The organism is Agrobacterium leguminum (genome assembly GCF_005144435.2).
GTDB lineage: Bacteria > Pseudomonadota > Alphaproteobacteria > Rhizobiales > Rhizobiaceae > Agrobacterium > Agrobacterium leguminum.
The window spans coordinates 2,263,823-2,281,403 of the sequence record NZ_CP120211.1 but is presented as its reverse complement, the minus strand read 5'-3'; the positions used below and the strand labels follow the sequence as shown (position 1 = coordinate 2,281,403).

Annotated in this window: 14 protein-coding genes; 8 read left to right on the top strand and 6 right to left on the bottom strand. The window is 60.2% G+C overall.

Annotated features, from left to right (window positions below):
• Positions 1-237: 237 nt before the first annotated feature.
• From dsbG to dsbD, 3 genes are all read right to left on the bottom strand, one after another.
• Positions 238-1,041: a thiol:disulfide interchange protein DsbG gene (gene dsbG, locus CFBP4996_RS11145; RefSeq protein WP_080850847.1), complete on the bottom strand. Its 804-nt coding sequence runs from the start codon at positions 1,039-1,041 to the stop codon at positions 238-240.
• A gap of 90 nt (positions 1,042-1,131) precedes the next feature.
• The gene (locus CFBP4996_RS11140) at positions 1,132-1,740 is read right to left on the bottom strand and encodes a DsbA family protein (protein ID WP_080850848.1); all 609 of its coding nucleotides are present in this window, start codon (positions 1,738-1,740) and stop codon (positions 1,132-1,134) included.
• 62 nt (positions 1,741-1,802) lie between these two features.
• Entirely contained in the window at positions 1,803-3,614 is a 1,812-nt protein-coding gene (gene dsbD, locus CFBP4996_RS11135) for a protein-disulfide reductase DsbD (protein WP_162935810.1), read from the bottom strand.
• A gap of 125 nt (positions 3,615-3,739) precedes the next feature.
• Between dsbD and CFBP4996_RS11130 the strand changes: the two genes are divergently transcribed.
• The 3 genes from CFBP4996_RS11130 (at position 3,740) to CFBP4996_RS11120 (ending at position 6,539) form a co-directional block, all read left to right on the top strand.
• Complete coding sequence (locus tag CFBP4996_RS11130) at positions 3,740-4,399, top strand: response regulator (protein ID WP_080850851.1); 660 nt, start codon at positions 3,740-3,742, stop codon at positions 4,397-4,399.
• Positions 4,399-5,757, top strand: a complete 1,359-nt coding sequence (locus tag CFBP4996_RS11125) for an ATP-binding protein (RefSeq protein ID WP_080850853.1) — start codon at positions 4,399-4,401, stop codon at positions 5,755-5,757. Before CFBP4996_RS11130 ends, CFBP4996_RS11125 begins: the two co-directional genes overlap by 1 nt.
• 80 nt (positions 5,758-5,837) lie before the next feature.
• On the top strand, positions 5,838-6,539 hold the full coding sequence (locus CFBP4996_RS11120) for a L,D-transpeptidase (protein ID WP_233283547.1): 702 nt from the start codon (positions 5,838-5,840) through the stop codon (positions 6,537-6,539).
• A 142-nt stretch (positions 6,540-6,681) separates the two neighbouring features.
• Here the strand turns inward: CFBP4996_RS11120 and CFBP4996_RS11115 are convergent, their stop codons facing one another.
• Positions 6,682-7,530: a LysR family transcriptional regulator gene (locus CFBP4996_RS11115; protein WP_162935811.1), complete on the bottom strand. Its 849-nt coding sequence runs from the start codon at positions 7,528-7,530 to the stop codon at positions 6,682-6,684.
• A 103-nt stretch (positions 7,531-7,633) separates the two neighbouring features.
• Here CFBP4996_RS11115 and CFBP4996_RS11110 point away from each other — a divergent pair, with 103 nt between their 5' ends.
• Positions 7,634-8,968 (top strand): aspartate aminotransferase family protein, encoded by a 1,335-nt coding sequence (locus CFBP4996_RS11110; RefSeq protein WP_035264300.1) that lies wholly within the window; start codon positions 7,634-7,636, stop codon positions 8,966-8,968.
• On the opposite strand, the gene CFBP4996_RS11105 is transcribed toward CFBP4996_RS11110, so the two are convergent.
• Both CFBP4996_RS11105 and CFBP4996_RS11100 read right to left on the bottom strand, forming a co-directional pair.
• The gene (locus CFBP4996_RS11105) at positions 8,965-11,070 is read right to left on the bottom strand and encodes a sensor histidine kinase (protein WP_080850856.1); all 2,106 of its coding nucleotides are present in this window, start codon (positions 11,068-11,070) and stop codon (positions 8,965-8,967) included. The genes CFBP4996_RS11110 and CFBP4996_RS11105 overlap by 4 nt on opposite strands.
• Entirely contained in the window at positions 11,067-11,801 is a 735-nt protein-coding gene (locus CFBP4996_RS11100) for a response regulator transcription factor (RefSeq protein ID WP_004433145.1), read from the bottom strand. The genes CFBP4996_RS11105 and CFBP4996_RS11100 overlap by 4 nt, the downstream gene beginning before the upstream one ends.
• Positions 11,802-12,039: 238 nt before the next feature.
• Here CFBP4996_RS11100 and CFBP4996_RS11095 point away from each other — a divergent pair, with 238 nt between their 5' ends.
• The 4 genes from CFBP4996_RS11095 (at position 12,040) to CFBP4996_RS11080 (ending at position 17,566) form a co-directional block, all read left to right on the top strand.
• Positions 12,040-13,038: an ABC transporter substrate-binding protein gene (locus tag CFBP4996_RS11095; protein ID WP_080850858.1), complete on the top strand. Its 999-nt coding sequence runs from the start codon at positions 12,040-12,042 to the stop codon at positions 13,036-13,038.
• 114 nt (positions 13,039-13,152) lie between these two features.
• A complete protein-coding gene (locus CFBP4996_RS11090) occupies positions 13,153-14,178 on the top strand; it encodes an ABC transporter substrate-binding protein (RefSeq protein WP_080850860.1) in 1,026 nt (341 codons plus the stop codon).
• 98 nt (positions 14,179-14,276) lie between these two features.
• The gene (locus CFBP4996_RS11085) at positions 14,277-16,508 is read left to right on the top strand and encodes an ABC transporter permease (RefSeq protein ID WP_080850862.1); all 2,232 of its coding nucleotides are present in this window, start codon (positions 14,277-14,279) and stop codon (positions 16,506-16,508) included.
• Entirely contained in the window at positions 16,505-17,566 is a 1,062-nt protein-coding gene (locus tag CFBP4996_RS11080; RefSeq protein WP_080850863.1) for an ABC transporter ATP-binding protein, read from the top strand. The genes CFBP4996_RS11085 and CFBP4996_RS11080 overlap by 4 nt, the downstream gene beginning before the upstream one ends.
• The last annotated feature ends 15 nt before the right edge of the window (positions 17,567-17,581 follow it).

Sequence of the window (17,581 nt, the reverse complement as noted above, 5' to 3'; positions counted from 1 at the left end):
ATATCTAAGCCCTCGCTGCGAATTCACAAGTCTCTGTGGACTCAGGCCCCCGCAACCAAATATCCAAAACTCCCGAAGCTAACGCGCCGGGAGTTTTTTGTTGTCGCCAAGCGGGCAAAGATTGATGACGGCCGCACACGACATGGCGGGTCGCTTATATAATAGTCATCCTTACATTTGCATATTCGATGCGTTTGATTTGCGGTTCGCCAGAGCGTCTCTTTTTCGAATCCTCAATTATCTCGGACCCAGAATTATTTCGAGCGCTGAATCTTGCGGCATGCCCGCAACGGTTCCGATGGTGCCATCGGCTTTTTTGAAGATGATTGCGGGCGTGCCTCCGAAACCAAGTTCGGTCATGAGATTGGCGTTGCGGTCGAGGCTGGCCGTGGTCTGTTCTTTTACGGACTGCAAAGGGGCGATGCCGCCATCCTTGTGCTTCAGTTCGTTTTCCTTCAATGCCTCCGAAGGAGACCTCGCTTCGAGTATGGCGGCCGCCTTTGCAGGTGAATCCTGTCTGATGACGCCGACCATGATGTGTCGCAACTGAACCTTGCCGCTATTGATCCATGGACGCGCCGCCTGCCAGAATTTGTTGCAATAGGGGCAATTGGGATCGGTGAAAGTGTAGACGATCCGGGGTGCATCGGCCTTTCCATCCTGAACCCAGGTTGACTGGGAAAGCTGGTTCCGGCCATCTTCCAGGATCGGCTTCTCGACCACTTTCTTCATTTGCGCCGCAGCCATGTCCCGGCCCGTGGCGTCGACCAGGGTGCCGACGACAACGTGTTTATTGTCGGGTGTCAAATAGATCGCGATCGGTTGTGCTCCGGCTTTTGCGGCAAATCCTCTCAGCCCTCCCGGAACATCCATTTCTCCGAGGATTCTAATGCCCTGAAGCTCGATAGAACGAAGAATTTCCGGAAGTCCGTCGTTCGATCCATTCTTCGCCGCATCCTGCGCCACGGAAGGGGAGACAAGCAGCAGGCTCGACAGAAAGGCAGCGACCGGGAAATTTCGTGTAAGATAATTATAGGGCATCGAGGGGTTCCTTAGGACGATTTCGACTGGCAACTTCCCTGACAATCGAGACGAAAGGGAGGGGCGTTGTTCCGGGGGGAGATTTGCGAATTATGACCGGGCCTGTTTAATGGCGGCCTTTAGGCCTTTCTCATCCAGAACACCGGGATAGATCGTCTTGCCGATGACGAAGGATGGCGTGCCGACAAAGTTGAAGGCGAGCGCCTGGCGATAGTTTCGATCGAGCAGCGCGGAGATTTTCCTGTTGTTGCTGTTCACCGCTGCGGCGATGTCTTTCATCGCCAATCCGGCGCCAGTCAGGGCCTTTTCGACATCGTTTTCGGAAATACGCGCTTTTGTTTTCATCAGCGCTTCCATGGCGATTTCATATTTACCGATCTGGGCGGCCCCCAGCACCGCCTGTGCCGCGAAGACAGATGCGCCGCCGAAGATCGGCCAGTCCTTCAAAACAAGCCTGATGTCGCCGTCATTTGCGACAACCTTTTTCACCATGGCATGTGAGGTCTTGCAGTAGGGGCATTGATAATCGAAATATTCGACAATCGTGACCTTGCCTTTGGGATTTCCAAGCACGGGTGCGTCCCTGTCGAAGAACACCTCGTCCATGCTGACCTGCTGTGCGAAGCCGTCTCCTGCAGACACCAGCGCTCCGGTAAAAGCCGCCAGTCCGCCGGCCATGAAATCGCGTCGTGAAAACATCAGAATTTTCCTTGTTGGATTATTGGATACCGGCAATACGGCAGGATTGATCGCGACGTCGTTCACGGAGGCGATCCCTGCGCCCTGCGAGCGGATGCTGCCAGATCTGCGGCCGAGAATTCGCCGATCAGCCGTGTTGCTTCCGGCTCCCTTCGGTTGCCGTCGAGAAAAACCATCGTGGGCGGACCGACCACCTTCAATCTCGAAAGCAACGCCTGTTTATTCGCGTCCAGTTTTGTCAGGTCCAGGCTGATGAGGTTCACTCCCTTCAACGCTTCAACCACATCGGGTGCGGTCAGAAGTGAGCGCTCGATCGTGCGGCAGGTCACGCACCAGTCCGCTGTCACATAGAGGAGTGTCGGTTCCTGTGGCGGCGAGCTGTCGAGCCGGGAGCCCAGGCTTGCGATGGAGGAAACCTTCTGGAAGTCGCTTTTTTTTATCGATGCGAGCGATCCTGAGCCGCTGGCGGAACTCAGCGGCTTCAGGGGCGAGAGTGGATCCGTTGCACCGATGCCGAGACCGACGAAGATCAAGATTGCCCAGATAATGGATGCGAGACCCGTCGTGCGGGAAAGCACGCTCACACCGGACTTTTGATCGCCGGTCCCTGCACCGAAAGCAAAAATGCCGAAGGAAAGGGCAAGTATTGCCCATCCGAGCAATGTCAGCCGTTCGGGCATGAGCAGCGTTGCCAGCCAAAGCGCGGTGGCCAGAAACATGAAGCCGAAAATCTGGCGCACTTTTTCCATCCACAGCCCTGCTTTCGGCAGCGCCTTGCCGCTTGCGGTCGCCATGATGACGAGTGGAATCCCCTTGCCCAGTCCAAGGGCGAATAGTGCCGCGGCGCCGATGACGACATCACCGGTGCGGGCAATATAGAGAAGCGCACCTGCCAGGGGAGCCGTGACGCAAGGTCCGATGAGCAATGCCGAGGAGAAGCCGAGCAGCATCGCGCCGGGAATCGTGCTCGCGCCCTGCGGTGATTTCGCAAACCGGGCCGAGATTGCGGTGGGAAGCTGAATGTGGAAAAGGCCGAAATTTGCGAGCGCGAGGACGGCGAACAGGATGGATATCGCGGCTACGGCATAGGTCGATTGCAGTGCGACCTGAAGGTTTTGCCCGGACCATGCGGCGGCCATTCCCATCAGTCCGAAGGCAGATGCAAGCGCAAGCGCATAAGACAGGGACAACAGGAAGCCGCGCCGCGCGGTCAGTTTTTCGCCTTCCCGGGCGAGCATGGCCGCAACGATCGGATACATCGGGAAAACGCATGGCGTGAAGGCGAGCAGCAATCCGAAGCCGAGAAATCCGGCAAGAAGCAGGATCAATCCACCATCCGCCAGCAGCAGATCGACCGCCGTTTGCGCGCTATCCTCCGCCAGTGAAAATCCTTCCTGTGTGGCGTCCATGGAGATACCGGCCGAAGCCTGTGCGGCTTTAGCGAAGCTGTTTTGTGAAAACACACCTTCAGCGCCCACGGTCAGGTTTGCCATGTCGACCGTTTTGGTGGTCGGTGGATAGCAGAGCCCCTTGTCCTGGCAACCCTGATAGGTAAGGCGGAATTTTGCCGGCGCTTCGGCGATCGATGCCATTGCCGTCTTGTAGTAAATCTCGGTAAAGCCGAAACTGGGGTCCTCTTTCATCTCGCCGGGGAGGGACTGGATTTCCAGTTTGCGGCCGTCCTCGCCTTCTGCGCTCAGATAGTCGCGGTAGAGATAATAGCCGTCATTGATCGCCCAGCGAATGATGGCGCGGCCGTCGTTTCCTCGCTCGACCGTTGCCTTGAACGCCTGGTCCATGGCAAGTGGTGTTTCCAGCGCGGACGCCGGGGAGACGACCCTGAAAAGCGCCAGAATCACAAATGTGAACGCCAATATGCGCATCCGGCATATCCTTTCATGTATTCTTCCATGCCGGGACTGATCTCGCCGGGAGCTTAAGGCAGGCTTAAGCTGACGCGCGCATTGCAAAATTGGATGAACCGCTTGCGGAGGCGTGATTGCGAATTCTCATTGTCGAAGATGATCCGATCCTGCTCGACGGGTTACGGGAAGGTTTGAAGCTGAGCGGCTTTGTCGCGGACGGCGTGACAACGGCCGCCGATGCGTCGGAGGCGCTGGCGACGGATAATTTCGATGCGGTCGTGCTTGATCGAATGCTGCCGGACGGTTCCGGGCTGGATGTCCTGAACGGCTTGCGTCGCAGTGGAAACCGGATTCCCGTCCTGCTCCTGACGGCCAAGGATGAGGTTGGAGACCGCATCGATGGTTTGGATGCGGGCGCCGACGATTATCTTGGCAAACCTTTCGATCTGGATGAGGTTGCCGCCCGTCTGCGGGCGATCATGCGCCGTGCGGCCGGGCGGGCGAGTGCGCAGATCAGTCTGCGAGGGCTGACGCTGGATCCCGCTTCGATGCAGGTTCTTCGGGATGGGTCGACCGTAATCCTGTCGCGCCGCGAGTTCTCGATTCTTCATGCGCTCATGGAAAGTCCCCAGGCAATTCACTCCAAACAGGCACTGGAAGAGCGTCTCTACGGCTGGCAGGAGGATGTGGAGAGCAATACGATCGAGGTGTATGTGCATAAGCTGCGCGCCAAACTTGGAAGTGCCGCCATCGAAACGGTGCGCGGAGTTGGCTACAGATTGGGGATGCCCTGATGCGCTCGATCCGGTTGCGGCTTTTTGCGATCCTGCTGGCGACGACGGGAGCCCTCTGGCTGCTTGCCGTCATGTGGACCTATTTCAGCGTGCAGCATCAGGTCGAGCGGGTGCTGGACGCGCGACTGATGGAAGCCGCCCGTATGGTCAGCTCGCTCCTCACCGATCACCATATCGATGTGGCTGCCGCCGTGGATGACACGAAAGCCACCGACGCCGCTTCGCCGTTCGATCTCCAGGAGGACTACCGACGGCAACTCTCCTGCCAGATCTGGTCGCTTCAGGGGCAACTCGTCAGCCGGTCGGAAAGTGCGCCGCGTGAATCGCTCACAGACAATCGCGACGGGTTTAGCGAAACCATCGTCGATGGTGTCCGATGGCGTGTCTTTGCGGTTGTGAACCCCAACCTCAATGCCCGTGTTCTTGTGGGCGACAGCCTGGAGATACGCGACAGGCTGGTTGCCGATGTGGTCAAGGGGCAACTCGTTCCGGCTGTTGCCATTTTGCCGATCCTTGCGGTGCTGATCTGGCTGAGTGTTGGACAGGGGCTTGGACCGCTCAACAGGATCGCCATGTCACTGGGGTTGAGGTCTGCAGATGAACTGCACGCCATAGAAAACAGGGACACGCCCAGCGAAATCAAGCCGCTGCTCAGATCGCTGAACTCCCTCTTCCTGCGGGTGGAGGCAGCCCGTGAGCGTGAGAAGACGTTTATCGCCTATGCCGCCCACGAGTTGAAGACCCCGCTTGCCGGATTGAAGACCCAGGCTCAGGTGGCGCTGCGGAGTAAGGAGGATGACGTTCGAGACAAGGCGCTGGCGCATATTTCGACGAGCGTTGACCGGACCGGGCGTCTTGTTCGCCAGCTTATCGACCTGGCGCTCGTCGATTCGGCGGATCGCGGCGACGGGATCGAGACGGTGCGGCTCGCAGGGATAGTGGAGGACATTCGTTCCGATCTTGAAGCCCAGAGCAGCAGGCGTGGCATCTCCGTGAAGCTTCGCATGCAACCGGATGAAATGGTGACCTTGAGAAACGTGAATCTCCTGCGTCTGGCCCTGCGCAACGTGATCGAGAATGCGATTCAGTATTCGCCGGAAGGCTCAAGCGTTGAGATTTGTGCACTGAAGAAGGGTCCCAAGGTCGAAATCGACGTGACGGATCAAGGGCAGGGCATAAATCCGAAAGATCAGGCGACTGTCAGGGAGCGGTTCAAGCGAGGGCATTCGGCCCATGGCGAGGGCAGCGGCCTTGGCCTGGCGATTGTCGACATGGCGATGCGAAAGCTCGGCGGGGAGCTTGATTTTCGTCAGGCTGTTTCCGGTTTCGTCGTGACGCTCATTCTGCCGCAGGAGTGACCGGACTAGCGTTTAAGGCAGCCTTAAGGTTGGAGCTTCAGCCACGTTTTATAGGCTCCAACCAATTCCAGCAGGCTCCCATGATTCGTCTAATTGTTTCTCCTCGCAGGTCGATGGCCGTCGTGTTGACAATCTTCCTCACCGCTTGCGCAAGCAATGCCGACCGCATTTCCGGCGCTGCGCCGCGCCCTTCCAATGAGCGTGTCGAAGATCGGGAGGCAGCCCCGATCGGAACCGACCCGATGCTTATGTATGGCGAAAAGACGGATGCCGGTTTTCATATTGCCGGCGTTAATACCGGAAAAATGAATCCCGAGTTCGTGCGGCAGGTCGTAAGCTATGCCACGGACGAAAAGCCCGGTACGATCATCGTCGATCAACGAGCACGTTTCCTTTATCTGATTCAACCCGGCAATAAGGCGATCCGATATGCCGTTGGTGTCGGCCCTGTTGCGCGCGCCTTCGATGGTGGCGACGCGATTATTGCGAGAAAAGCTGCCTGGCCTCGGTGGATCCCAACACCTGAGATGGTCGCAAGGAATCCCGCGCATTACGGCCCGAACAAGGATGGAGTCGATGGCGGCCCATCGAACCCGATGGGTGCCCGAGCGCTGTATATGCATAAGGATGGCAGGGACACATATTATCGCGTTCACGGCACGAATGATCCAGGCTCAATCGGCAAGGCTGTATCGGCCGGCTGCATTCGCCTTTTGAATCAGGATATCATCGACCTTTACAACCGGGTAAAGCCCGGTGCCCGGATCGTTGTACAAGGATAGGTTAAGCCGCTTGATAGCCTGGCGAAGTTCCAGACGATTGTATCCTGCGTGATTGAACGGAAGTCGTGAAGATCGCTACCTCGAGACCCGTGCCGCCGGTAACCACGGCAGCCCGTCGCTTCGAAGCCCAGATAATCTAACGCTAGAGGCTGAGACCGGGAAGGACGGTGCGGATGTGATTGCCCAGCGCCCTGGCTGCCGAAGATGTCTGCGTATCGGCAAACTCGATGGCAATGCCGATCGTCGGCAGGGGTGGTAGCCCACTTTTGACGATATGAAGGTCGGCTGGAACGGCTGTCCTTGTCAGCACGCTGATGGCGTGGCCGGAGCGCGCGATTGCGATGAGGCCGGAAAGGCTGTTGCTGGCGAAGGCGACGCGGTAGCGGCGATTGGCGGCTTCCATGGCGTCGCACGCCGCGCGGTGATCCAGCGTCACGGGCGCGGAGAGCGCCAGCGGCAGCACATCCTTGGTGATGAGATCCGGCTCCGGCCTGTCCGCCACCCAGACGAAGCTTTCCCTGCGGAGCACGTCGCGGTGATCCGGATCGGATTGCGAAACCAGCGCCATGTCGATCTGGCGGCGCTGCAGGAGGGGACGCAATTCCGTCGTGGGCGCACAGACCATGCGCAGATCGACTTTCGGGTAGGTGCCGAAGAAGCCTCTCAGCAGTTCCGGCAGGAAGGCGATGGAATAATCTTCAGGGCAGCCAAGGCTCACGGTTCCCCGCAGCGTTGCCTCGCCCATATCGGCAAGGATTTCATCATGCCGGGCAAGCAGGGCGCTGGCATGGGCAAGCAGTCTCTCGCCCGCCGCGGTCATACGCACTCCCGAACCCGTTCGCTGCAGCAGAGTATGGCCGACCAGCTCTTCCAGCCGCTGCATCTGGGTGCTGAGCGCGGATTGGGTGCGTCCGATCTGCGCGGCGGCGACGCTGATGGAGCCGGCGCGAGCGACAATGATAAAGTTCTTCAGCAGCGTAAGGTCGAGCATGGCGATATCAAAATTATCGATATCGGAGTAAAATACTATCAATTGGACTGAGGTGGCAATGGGTTGTTATGTTTCGGCAAGATAAACTCTTGGGGAACGTGCCATGGACAAGCTTGCGAAGAACTTCGCCTCGCTCAATGACGAACCGGCTTTCTGGGAGGCCGCCAATAAACATCTGACCCGCTACGGACCGGCCTTCGAGGAGATCATCGTCGAACGGGCTGAGGGAAGTTTCGTCTATGATGCGGATGGGCGCGCCATTCTCGATTTCACCTCCGGCCAGATGAGCGCTTTGCTCGGGCATACCCATCCGGATATCGTCACCACCGTCAACCGGCAGATGGCATCGGTCGCGCATCTCTTCTCCGGCATGTTGTCGCGCCCGGTCGTCGACTTGGCGGCGCGGCTGGCGGCGCTCGCGCCGGGTCTCGATCGCGTGCAATTGCTGACCACCGGGGCTGAATCCAACGAGGCGGCGATCCGCATGGCGAAGCTCGTGACCGGCGGGCATGAAATCGTCGCTTTTGCGCAGAGCTGGCACGGCATGACCGGCGCTGCGGCCTCCGCCACCTATAGCGCCGGCCGCAGGGGTTATGGCCCGGCCACGGCCGGCTCACTCGTCATTCCCGCGCCGAATGCCTATCGTCCGCGCTTCAAGAATCCCGATGGGTCGAATGACTGGCAGGCGGAGCTCGACGATGCCTTCGAACTGATCGATCGCCAGTCGACCGGCAATCTCGCCGCTTTCATTGCCGAACCGATCCTGTCGAGCGGCGGTATCCTCGAATTGCCGGCCGGTTATCTCGCTGCGCTAAAGAAAAAGTGCGAGGAGCGCGGTATGCTGCTCATCCTCGATGAAGCTCAGACCGGTGTTGGCCGGACCGGGCATATGTTCGCCTTCCAGCGCGATGGTGTGACGCCCGATATCATGACGCTGTCGAAGACGCTCGGCGCCGGCCTGCCGCTTGCGGCGGTGATGACGAGCGCGGAGGTCGAACAGAAGGCCTTCGAGAGGGGTTTCCTGTTCTATACGACCCATGTTTCCGATCCGCTGCCGGCGGCTGTCGGCGTGACGGTTCTCGATGTGGTGGCGCGTGATGGGCTGGTGGAACAGGCGATTGCCCGCGGAAACCGTTTGAAGGAGGGGCTGCTCTCGCTGCAGCAGCGGTTCGAATGCGTTGGAGACGTGCGCGGGCGCGGGCTTTTGCTCGGACTTGAAGTCGTCGCCGACCGGCATACGAAAGCCCCGGGTTTCGAACTCGGTGCGCGCATCATGCAGGAGGCGATGTTGCGTGGCCTCAGCATGAATATCGTCAAGCTGCCCGGCATGGGCGGCGTCTTCCGCATTGCGCCGGCGCTGACGGTATCGGATTCGGAAATCGACCTTGGGCTGGAGATACTGGCGGATTCGATCGAATCCGCACAGCTTGCCCGCTAGGTGTAGCCGGCATTTGCCGGGAACGTCAGTTCAACCCTTGCGCCTTCGCCGGGTCTGGAACTGATATGCGCTTCGCCGCCGCTCTGGCGCACGAAACCGTAGACCATGGCGAGGCCGAGACCTGCACCGCCATGGTCGCCCCGCGTGGTGAAATAGGGCTCGAAGGCCTTGTCCACGGCCTCCGGCGTCATGCCGATGCCCTCGTCGGTGACGGCGATCACCAGCGTATCTTTACCGGAGGCGGCCTCGATTGAAATCAGGCCGCCATCGGGCATGGCGGCTGCGGCATTCAGGCAGAGATTGAGGATGGATTGTTCGAAAAGGGCCGGGTCCAGCGGTATCGAAGGAAGATCGTCTTCGATATGGAGCACGATCCGGCATTTGGGGCCGACGGCGATTTCGAGAATATCGGCCATGCCGCGCAGCAGGCTTGCGACATTGATGACGCTTGGATGAATCGGCTGCTGACTGCCGATGGTAAGCATGCTGCTGGCCAGAGAGCGGCCGCGGTCCGCCGCCTTGCGGATGCGGGCGATATGTCGCTTCTGGCGATCGTTGAAACCGGCTTCCCGCTCCAGAAGTCCTAGACTGCCGGTGATGATGCCGATCATGTTGCCCACCTCATGGCTGACCTGATGGGTCATGCGCATGATGCCATCAAGCCTCTGGGCTTTGACGGCTTCCGCTTCCTGACGATCCAGAGCGGTCACATCGCGGGCGAGCAGCACGATGCCGCCATCCGGCTGGCGTGACATCGATACTTCGATCACCCGCTGATCGTTGGTGCGATGGCGCAGGACTGCGCGGTCGAGCAATTCCCCCGGCTCTGCATCGAAGGGCAGCAGAGCCGGGTCGATTTCCGGGATCGGTTCGACAAACCTCCGAAGCGGCAGTTTTCGCGACGAGCCGGAGCGTCCGACGAGTTCGATGATGCGACGGTTCATGGTGATGGGCCGGCCGGCCGGATCGAAGAGCGCAATTCCCTCATTCATGGTGCGGAAGGTCGAGCGGATGGTGCGGGCTGCCGCTTCGGCCGTACGCCTGAGGCGCGAGACGCGGTCGACGCTGTCATGGAAGGCGCGAAACGCATCGAGCAGCCGGATCAACTCCGTCTCGGGACCGGTATAGGAGGGCGGGCCGACATCCTTATCTCCCTTGGCAAGGGCATTCATACCGTTGGAGAGCGTCACGATCCCGCGCGAGACACGCATCACCGAGCGGATCGAGAAGATCGCCACGATGAGAACCAGAAGCGAGGCGACGGCGACGATGATCAGCAGCCGGTTGAGAGCATCGGAGGTCGAAATCAGGTCTTCGTTCAGGCTGCGCGCAACCGCATCGCCCTGGGTTTCGGTCACATGGGAAAGATCCCGCGAGACGGTGTGAAGCCGGGAGACCGAGGCGCGGATCGCGAACATTTCCAGAAGGTAACGGCTCTGGGCTTCGAAGACCCGCTCGTAGGGCTGCAGCTCGGCCACGGGCAGGCGCTCGCCGGGATAGCCCTGCTGGCGCGCCGTTGTTTCCGCCACGTAGCGGCGGCGCAGTTCGCCAAGCTGGAAAAGGCTGTCGGATGCGGATGCGGCCTGTACGATGCCGTTCATTCGCCGGCGCAGTTCCGGATCGAGGATGCCCTGACCGGTGGCGATTTCGCCGAGCGCCGCTGCCGCTTCCGCCTTGTGACCCTGTGCCGCATCGGCATCCTTCGCAAGATCGAGCGTCTGTTCCCGGATGATCTGGAGGAGTTCAACGATGCGTTCGCTGGCAAAGCCACGGGTGATCCGTTCGCCGCTGTCCGGTCCTGTCATTTTAAGCAAGATATCGACCTGCTGGACCACCGAGCGGCTTTCGCTGGAAACGCGGTAGGGCGAGGCGGCGTTCATCAGGAACGGTGCGCTGGAGACGAGATCGGAGACCTGCCGCGAAACCAGCGACGCCTTGGCGAGACTGGAAAAGGCCTGCAACCCATAGGCCGCCATTTCGTCGCGGGCGCGCTGCAGGCCATAAATGGCGATGGCGGAAAGGCTGAAGACGAGGAGGCAGGTAAAGACAATCGCAAAGGGCAGGCGAAAGGCGATGGAGGACAGGAAGGAGCGGCTGATCACGGGGAAAGCTCGCCCTCATCGGTGTGGAGCACGTAACCCTTGCCGCGCCGCGTCTTGATATGGCGCGGCAGATCAGGATTGATCTCGATCTTGCGCCTGAGCCGCAGCACCAGCACGTCGACATTTCTGTCGATATAACGGTCGCTCTCCGAACCCAGCCTGTCGAGAATCTGGGAGCGGCTGACGGGCTGGTTGGGTGTTTCCGCCAGTATTTCCAGAAGCGCGAATTCGGCGGTGGTCAGTGTACGGCTGTGATCGCTCAGGCAAACGGCGCGGCGTGCATCGAGATCGATTGCCCAGTCGCCGAGGCGAAGCGCCCCGCGCCCATGATCGCTGTCCTTCTCCTGTTTCAGCGAAGGGATCGTTCGGCGCAGTACGGCTTTGATCCGGGCCGTGAGTTCGATGGGTTCGAAGGGTTTGACCACATAATCGTCGGCAGCTGTTTCCAGACCGAGAACCCGGTCGGCGGCGCTGCCGGCGGCGGTGACCATGACGATGCCGATATCGATCTGGCTGCGCAGCCGCTGGGCGAAGGTGCGTCCGGACGTGCCCGGCAGATTGTGATCGACCAGCACAAGCTGCATCCTGTCCCTTGCCAATATCTCGTCCGCCTCCTCGGCAGAGCGTGCGCAGGTGGGCAGCCAGCCCTCCGCCTCGATGAGGTCCGAGATGAGCTCGGCCATATCCGGATCGTCCTCGACGATCAGAATGCGAACCTTCTGATTAAGCACTGCACTTCCTCCCGCCACCATCATAGGCATGGCGGCGGCGATCTTCAAAGGCTCGCTGGTTATCTCCCCTGTCATAATTGTAATATCTGTAATCTTGTTCGGCGGTGCGGTGAAAGATTGGTAACCATTCTTCGATTGCGGTGCGGACAGGATGTGACATGCTGTAGGTGGAGACTGGAACGGGGAGGTTCCGGGCAGGGAGGCTTAATTGAAAGCATTGACCGCACTTGCGGCGAGCATGGCCCTATGGCTGTGCGGCGCAGGGCATGGCATGGCCGAGCCGAAGTTGAACGTCCTTTGCGGCGTCGACGAGGCCTGGTGCTTGACCATGCAGCGGGCTTTCGAAGCCAGGGCTGGTCTCGAGATTTCGATGGTGCGCAAGAGCACCGGCGAAATTCTCGATAAGATTCGTGCCGAACGATCCCATCCCACTGTCGATGTCTGGTGGGGCGGTACTGGCGACACCCATTTGCAGGCGGGTTCTGAAGGGTTGCTGGATGAATACCGGCCCGCCCACCAGCAGGATTTGCTGCCCTGGGCGCAGAATTTCTCGGTGATGTCGGGATCGCGGTCTGCGGGAATTTATGCCGGTGCGCTGGGTTTTGCCTATAATTCGGAACTGCTTGCGAAGAACAATCTGCCGGCGCCGACCTGCTGGAAGGATCTGGCGAAGGATGTCTATCGCGGCCATATCCTGACCGGCAATCCGAACTATTCAGGCACGGCCTTCACCATGCTTGCCACTCTCGTCCAGCTGTTTGGCGAGGAGGAAGCTTTCGGGTTCATGGCGAAGCTCAACCAGAACGTCGTGAGCTATACCAAGGTTGGTGCTGCACCGGTGAAGGCGGCGGCGCGGGGCGAGATCATGATCGGGATTTCCTTCATGCATGATGCCGTGACCCAGAAGATCGAAGGTTTTCCGCTGGTCATCGTCGCGCCGTGCGAGGGCACCGGTTATGAAATCGGGGCTGTCAGCATCGTCAAGGGCAATCGCAATGCGGCCCTTGCGCAGGATTTCGTGGAATTTGCGCTGAGCCCGGAAGGGCAGGCGACCGGGGCCGCGGCCGGCCAGAACCAGGTGCCTTCCAACGCCCGGGCGACATTGCCGCTGACCGCACCTGATATATCGATGATCAAGATGGTGGATTACGACTTCGCCACCTTCGGACAGCCGGAAGAGCGAAGTCGGTTATTGAGCCGCTTCGACAGCGAAATCCACCCGACCCAGACCCAGTAGGGCCAAAAAACAACACCTCAAAAAGACAGCGCGCGCGCCGCAAGGTGCCGCGAACGGCAGCGCCATGTCTGCGCGCGGCCCAAGAATTCAGACGCAAGCTACAGGAGGATAACCATGCGACTGACGATACTTTCCACCCTGCTTTTTGCCGGCACGGCACTCAGCGCCGTTTCCGCGCAGGCGGCGGGCGAACTGAACCTGATCTGCTCGGCCGATGTCGTCATCTGCGAACAGATGAAGGGCGATTTTGAAAAGTCACACGACATCAAGGTCAATATGGTGCGCCTGTCTTCGGGCGAGACCTATGCCAAGGTGCGCGCGGAAGCCCGCAACCCGAAGACCGACATCTGGTGGGCCGGCACCGGCGATCCGCACATGCAGGCGGCGTCCGAGAACCTGACGCTCGAATACAAGTCGCCGATGCTGGACCAATTGCAGGACTGGGCCGTGAAACAGGCGGAAAGCACCGGCTACAGGACTGTCGGTGTTTATGCCGGCGCGCTGGGCTGGGGCTACAACATCGAAATCTTCAAGTCCAAGGGTTACAAGGAGCCGAAATGCTGGGCCGACCTGCTGGCGCCGGAACTGAAGGGCGAAATTCAGATCGCCAATCCGAATTCGTCCGGCACCGCCTATACGGCGCTCGCGTCGCTCGTGCAGATCATGGGCGAGGATCAGGCGATTGATTATCTGAAGAAGCTCAACGCCAATATTTCGCAATATACCAAGTCCGGCTCGGCACCGGTCAAGGCGGCGGCGCGCGGCGAAACGGCGCTCGGCATCGTCTTCATGCATGATGCGGTGGCGCAGACGGCGGAAGGCTTCCCCGTCAAGTCCATCGCGCCCTGCGAAGGCACAGGTTATGAAATCGGCTCCATGTCGATCATCAAGGGTGCGCGCAACCTCGACAATGCGAAGACCTGGTACGACTGGGCGCTGAAGCCGGAAGTCCAGTCGCGCATGAAGGACGCCAAGTCCTTCCAGCTTCCTTCCAACAAGACGGCGGAAGTGCCGAAGGAAGCGCCGAAGTTCGAGGACATCAAGCTGATCGACTATGACTTCAAGACCTATGGCGACCCGGCCAAGCGCAAGGCGCTGCTGGAACGCTGGGACCGCGAGGTCGGTGCGGTCGCGAACTGATCTGAACCGCTGATCTTAACTCCGGCGACAGGCATCCCGGCTTTTTAAGCCGGGTTGTCCGCCACTCTTTCATCGGCATGAAACAAGCGAGGTCGGCCATGACACGTGGCAATCGCAGGCTGGACATCGTCCTGGCGCTCGGGGCTTTTGCCCTCATTCTTCTTCCCTGGTATCGCATCGAAGGCGGCTTTTTCAGCTTCCGCTGGCTTTCCGGATTTTTCTCTTCCGCCAGCAATGCGCCCGGTGTGCTGCAAATATTGTCCTATGGAAAACCATGGCTGGTCGGCGTCGCTATCTTTTTCCTCGCCGCGTGTCTTGTCCGGTCCATCCGTGATCCGATGCGGCGCGGCGGGCTGCTTACCGTCATCGGCGCTGCCGGGCTCGTTTTCCTCGCCTTGCAGGGGCTGGCCATCGGCTTTACCGGTTGGAGCTGGACGGTGAGCGAAAACCTCTTTGGCATGCTTGCCGATGGCCAACCCTCCATGGGTGCCGGTGCCGTCGTCATGTCGTTCGTCTTCGTGCTGCTTTTTGCCTTCGGCCTTGCCGAGCGCGGCGTCATGAAAGGCGACGCCTTCGTCGTCGGCGCCATTTCCGTTCTGGTTTTCCTCGTCACGGTTTTTGTCTTTTATCCGATCGGTAGCATGCTGGTCGCCTCCGTTCAGGATTTCGACGGCTCCTTCAATGCCGATGGCTTCATCCGCAATATTCAGGATCCCGGCATCTGGAGCCTTGGCTGCGTGGCCGGCGAAGAGCGTTGCGGCGTTGCCTGGCGGACGCTGTTTCTGGCGCTGATGACGGCCTTTGGTTCGACCGTGCTCGGTCTTGGCTTTGCGCTGATCGCCACCCGCACGCGCTTTCCCTTCAAGAAGGGCCTGCGGCTTCTGACGGTTCTGCCGATCATCACACCGCCTTTCGTCATCGGCCTTGCCCTGACGCTGCTTTTCGGCCGCGCCGGTGTCGTCACCGAGTGGCTTTCCTATCTCTTCGGCATCGAGCCGGGCCGCTGGCTTTACGGCATGACCGGCATCTGGATCGCGCAGGTCCTTTCCTTCACGCCCATTTCGTTTCTGGTGCTGATCGGCGTGGTCGAAGGCGTCAGCCCGTCGATGGAAGAGGCCTCGCAGACGCTGCGCGCCGACCGCTGGCGCACCTTCTGGCGGGTATCGCTGCCGCTGATGAAGCCCGGTCTCGCCAATGCCTTCCTGATCGGTTTCATCGAGAGCATGGCGGATTTCGGCAATCCGCTGGTGCTTGGCGGCACGCATGGCGTGCTGTCGACGGAAATCTTCTTCGCCGTCGTCGGTTCGCAGAACGATCCGTCGCGCGCCGCAGTTCTGGCGATCATCCTGCTGTGCTTCACGCTTTCGGCCTTCCTTGCCCAGCGTTTCTGGCTGGCGGGCAAGAATTTTGCGACGGTGACGGGCAAGGGCGACAGCGGCGCGCATATCGCCCTGCCGCGCGGCCTGTCCATCGGCGTTCACGCCGTCGTGGTGCCGTGGATGGTCTTCACCATCGTCGTTTATGGCATGATCCTTGTGGGCGGTTTCGTGAAGACATGGGGTCTCGACAATTCCCTGACCCTAGACCACTACGTCCGCGCCTTTTCCATCAGCTTCTCCAATGGCTCGATTGCCTGGACCGGCGTGGCCTGGAACTCGTTCTGGACGACCATGAAGATCGCACTGGTTTCGGCACCGCTGACCGCCGCCGTCGGTCTTTTGACCGCCTACATCATCGTGCGGCAGAAATTCGCCGGGCGGAACCTGTTCGAATTCGCGCTGATGATGAGCTTTGCTATTCCCGGCACGGTCATCGGCGTCAGCTATATCATGGCCTTCAACCTGCCGCCGGTGGAAATGACGGGTTCGGCGCTGATCCTGATCGCCTGCTTCGTGTTCCGCAACATGCCGGTCGGCGTTCGCGGCGGCATCGCGGCGATGAGCCAGCTCGACAAGAGCCTTGATGAGGCCTCGCTGACGCTGCGGGCCAATAGTTTCCGCACCATCCGCAAGGTCATCCTGCCGCTCTTGAGGCCCGCGATCACGGCCGCACTGGCCTATTCCTTCGTGCGCGCCATCACCTCCATCAGCGCCGTCATCTTCCTCGTCAGCGCCGAATACAACATGGCGACCTCCTATATCGTCGGCCTTGTCGAGAACGGCGAATATGGGGTGGCGATTGCCTATTCCTCCATGCTGATCGTGGTGATGATCACCGTCATCACAGGCTTCCAGCTCATTGTCGGCGAGCGTCGCCTGCGGCGCGAAAACCGCGTCGCCGGCCTGCCCTCCGCTTCCTCCGTTCCTCTCGCTCAGGAGAAAACCGCATGATTTCCGTAAAACCCGGCTCCGTCACCTTTCAGAATGTCCGCAAGACCTTCGGCGCCTTCACCGCCATTCCCGACCTGTCGCTCACCATCGAGCCCGGCACGCTGGTCACCCTGCTCGGTCCCTCCGGCTGCGGCAAGACGACGACGCTGCGCATGCTGGCGGGCCTCGAGCATCCGACCTCGGGCCGCATCCTCATCGGCGACAAGGATGTGACCATGCTGCCGGCCAATGAGCGGGACGTCTCGATGGTCTTCCAGTCCTATGCGCTTTTCCCGCATATGACGGCGGTCGACAATGTCGCCTATGGCCTGCAATCCTCCGGGCTGCGCAAGGCGGAAGCGCGGGAGAAAGCGGAAGAGGGGCTGAAGCTCGTCGGCCTTGCCGGCATGGGCCATCGCCTGCCTGCCGAACTTTCCGGCGGTCAGCAGCAGCGCGTCGCGGTCGCCCGCGCGTTGGTGCTTGAGCCGCAGGTGCTGCTGCTGGACGAGCCGCTTTCCAACCTCGATGCCCGCCTTCGCCGCCGGGTCCGCACCGAAATCCGCGAATTGCAGCAGCGGCTGGGTTTCACGGCGGTTTACGTGACGCATGATCAGGATGAGGCGCTGGCCGTTTCCGACCGGATCATCGTGATGAAGGATGGCGAAATCGCCCAGTCTGGTGCGCCACGCGATCTCTACGAAGCTCCGGCCTCCGCCTTCATCGCCGATTTCATGGGCGAGGCGAATGTCGTCGGTTGCGAGGTCATCGGCGTTGAGGGCGCCGATGCGCTGATCCGCGTCGGGGGGATCGATCATCGGGTCGCGGCCCGCAACGCCCGGCCGGGTCCCGCAGAGCTTGCGGTCCGCCCCGGCTCGATTTCCATCGGACAACCGGGCGGGCAGGGGCTTGCCGGCCGGGTGCTGCACAGCGCCTATCTCGGGGGTCACGTTGAATATGAGGTGGAAACCGATATCGGTACCCTTTTCATTGTCGACCATGCCGTGGAGACCAGCCTGCCGGCGGCGAGCGATGTGACGCTGGGGTTCAAGAACCGGGGCATTGCCTTGATTCAGGCTTGAAGCCGCCGCCGATCC